General features: G+C 49.5%; 4 protein-coding genes. All 4 read left to right on the plus strand.

The genetic code is table 11. The annotated features are described in order from the left end of the window. A partial coding sequence (locus WBA23_RS02050) for a sugar ABC transporter ATP-binding protein (protein WP_424580575.1) occupies nt 1-1,020 on the plus strand: 1,020 nt, incomplete at its 5' end. A gap of 3 nt (nt 1,021-1,023) precedes the next feature. Further along, complete coding sequence (locus WBA23_RS02055) at nt 1,024-2,040, plus strand: ABC transporter permease (RefSeq protein ID WP_424580576.1); 1,017 nt, start codon at nt 1,024-1,026, stop codon at nt 2,038-2,040. 1 nt (nt 2,041) lies between these two features. Next, complete coding sequence (locus tag WBA23_RS02060) at nt 2,042-3,160, plus strand: substrate-binding domain-containing protein (RefSeq protein ID WP_424580577.1); 1,119 nt, start codon at nt 2,042-2,044, stop codon at nt 3,158-3,160. Further along, nucleotides 3,157-3,639: substrate-binding domain-containing protein (locus tag WBA23_RS02065; protein ID WP_424580578.1), on the plus strand; the 483-nt coding region annotated here is incomplete at its 3' end. The genes WBA23_RS02060 and WBA23_RS02065, both read left to right, overlap by 4 nt.

Below are 3,639 nucleotides of genomic sequence, written 5' to 3' on the forward strand. Positions count from 1 at the left end.
AAACCGGAACTACTGATTCTGGATGAACCTACCGCGTCTATCACCGAGGTAGAAACCAAGATTCTGTTTAGTATCATTCACCGTCTAAGGGAAGAAGGGACATCCATTATCTACATCTCCCATCGCATGGCCGAAATCTTTGAGATTGCCGATCGGGTGTCAGTACTGAAGGACGGTCAGCAGCAGGGAACGTTCCTCATTCAGGAAGTTACCGTTGATACACTGATCCGTAAGATGGTGGGGCGCGATTTGAAGGTACAAGATACTCAAAGCTACGCCAGCCAGCAGGTAGTTTTGGAAGTCAATAATTTGCAAGGAGAACGCTTTCGTGATGTTAGCTTTCAACTGAAGAAAGGAGAAATTCTGGCTCTGGCCGGACTGGTCGGTGCCGGTCGTACCGAAGTGGCTCGAGCTATCCTGGGGGCTGATCCTGTTTTAGGAGGAAAAGTGTTTTTAGAAGGCAAACCCGTCAAGATCAATCACCCGGGGGATGCTATCCGGCAGGGAATTGGCTACCTGCCCGAATCGCGGAAGGCGCAGGGATTGTTTTTGGAGATGAGCGTAGCCGACAATGTAGTGGCGGCTAACTTGGAAGCAGTGTCTGATCGAGGGGTACTGAAACCGCAGCAGATTAGACAGCAAGCTGAAGACTATATTCAGCAGCTTCGTATCGTTACTCCTAGTAGTCAGCAGAAAGTATTTAACCTGAGTGGGGGCAATCAGCAGAAAGTGGTACTGGCCAAGTGGCTGATGCGGCAGCCCAAAGTGTTTATTGTGGATGAACCCACCCACGGAGTGGATGTGGGAGCGAAATCCGAGATTTATGCTATCTTGAACGAACTTACCCAGCAGGGAGTCAGCATTCTATTGATCTCTTCGGAACTGCCGGAGGTGCTACTGTTGAGCGATCGCATTCTGGTGATGTGGAACGGCATTATTACCGCCGAACTCAGCCGCGAGCAGGCCACCGAAGAGGAAATTATGCACTACGCTTCGGGTACCAAAACCATGTATACTTAACCTATGAACCGAGCCCGAATTCTTCAGGGATTGCAAGACCGAGTAGTCACGTTGACCCTCACCATCGTAGTCATGTTCGTGGTGTGCAGCCTGATTTGGCCCACCAAGTTTCCCACGTTTGATAATATCTCGCTGGTACTGCTTAATCTCTCCATTGAGTCTATTGTCGCGGTCGGTATGATGCTCTTGCTAATCTCGGGAATGTTTGACCTTTCGGTAGGTTCCGTCGTAGCTTTCGCCGGTAGTATCACTGCCTACCTGATGTACTATTACGGTATGTACACTCCGGTAGCCATCCTGGTCGGGCTCGGGCTCTCTGGGGTTATCGGTTTAGTGAACGGATTACTCGTCGCCAAAGTAGGCATTAACCCGCTCATTCAGACGCTAGCCATGATGGGCATCGTTCGGGGATTAGCTCTGATGATTGCTGGGGCGGGTATTCAGAACCTACCGGCGGATTTTAACGCCATTGGTCAAACTAAGATTCTAGGTATTCAGTCGCCGGTGTGGTTGATGCTGATCATTGTGATGGTTTTCAGTATTCTGGTAGCCCGCACCGTGTTTTTCCGGCAGTTCTACTACATCGGCGGTAACGAAAAAGCCGCTAACCTCTCGGGTATCCGGGTAGACCGAGTGAAGATTATCGGTTTTGTGATTATTTCATCCCTAGCGGGTATTGCCGGAATTTTACTAGCCTCTCGACTGGGAGCGGCACTGGCCACCTCCGGGCGGGGCATGGAACTACGCGTAATCACCGCCGTAATTCTAGGTGGAGCCAGTTTGCTAGGCGGTCAGGGAAAAATTATTGGAGCACTACTCGGTACGCTCTTTATGGGATTGGTTAGTAACATTATGATTCTAGCCCGGGTATCCGGCTACTGGCAGGAGATAATCCTCGGCCTTATCCTGATCGGAGCAGTAGCCATTGATATCTTACTGAAAAAACGAAGCGGAACCACTCCCAAAAAATACGTTCAACAAGCTACCTCAGTAGCATCACCCCAACAAGTACAAGCCTGATATGACACCTTATTCTGATTTAAACCTCATCCCTTTACCTCCCGCCACACATCCCCCCCTTCTTAAAGGGGCCACCGTGGAACGGGATAGGGGGATTTCAACTCTCAAAATCATCCGAATTAATCAAATCTATCTCCTCTCACTACTTATCCTCACCCTAATTGCCTGCGACCCTGAAAAAGGAGCCAAATACCGCGAACAGCAAAAGGCTAATCAAACTGTGGAAATTGACCCAAATGAAGAATACGTGATGGTCACCACTGCCGTAAATATGCCACTGTACGTTAATCACGATCAGGCAGCATTTAAGAAATGGGGGCAGCAACGAGGGGTCAAAACTTCCATTCTTGGTCCCTCCGAGTGGGATGTACAAGCGCAGATTGCTACTATCGAACAAGTAGTAGGTACTCGCCCCACCGGCTTGCTAGTCAACGGTACCGATCCGGCGATTGCTTCGGCCATCAATAAAGCGGTGGAAGCGGGTATTCCTACCGTGGTTTATGATTCGGATATTCCTCAGAGTCAGCGTCACGCTTTTCTGGGCACCGATTGGTACGAGATGGGCCGTTTGCAAGGCGAAGCAATGGCGAAGCTCATTAATGGTCAAGGAAAAGTAGCCTGTATGGGTATTCTGGGGATGACCAACATGGAGGCCGGTTTCCAGGGATTACAAGATGTGCTGGCCGAATACCCCAATATTGAATTTATTGGCAAGTACGACGACAAGGCCAACGTAGAGGAAGCGGCTCGTATCACCTCTGACCTAATCAGTGCCAACCCTGACCTCGCTGGAATTTGCGGTTTTGACTCCAACAGTGGCCCTGGCATTGGTTTGGCGATTAAAGAATCGGGAAAAGCCGGTCAGATCAAAGTAACCACTGTAGATTGGGAGCCAGAGCATCTGAAACTAGTAAAAGAGGGTGTGATTGATTTACTCGTCGGGCAGAAGCGCGAACTTTTCACTTGGTACGGAGCCCAATTTCTGTACGATATGGTGCATCAAACCAACCGCCTTTCGGGTAACGATCAGGCCGCCGGAATCACCAACGTACCCTACCAGGTTAATACCGGCCTGCTCACTATCACCCCCGAAAACGTAGATCAATTTATTGATTTATGAACGGCAGCTATAACCATTTTTTTTATTTCAGAGCCTGCATCAGCTTTTTACTGCTAAGCCTAATTTTCCTATCCTGCGATCCGAAGAAAGGCGCGAAGTACCGCGAACAGCAAACTGCTAACCAAACGGTAGAAGTCAATTCTGATGAAGAGTACATAATGGTCACTACTATTGTCAACTACCCCATGTACGTCAACCACGATCAGGCTGCTTTTAAACACTGGGGCCAACAGCGGGGAGTGCAGACTGCAATATTGGGTCCTTCCGAATGGGATATACAAGCCCAAATTGCCACCATCGAGCAAGTCATCGGCACTAAGCCTACCGGTTTGCTGATTAACGGCACCGATCCGGCGATTGCCTCGGCTATTGACAAAGCGGTGGAAGCCGGTATTCCTACGGTGGTCTACGACTCAGATATTCCGCTGAGTAAACGCCACGCTTTTCTCGGTACCGATTGGTACGAAATGGGTACACTG

It is taken from the genome of Tunicatimonas sp., assembly GCF_049647865.1.
In the GTDB taxonomy this organism is placed as follows: Bacteria; Bacteroidota; Bacteroidia; order Cytophagales; family Cyclobacteriaceae; genus Tunicatimonas.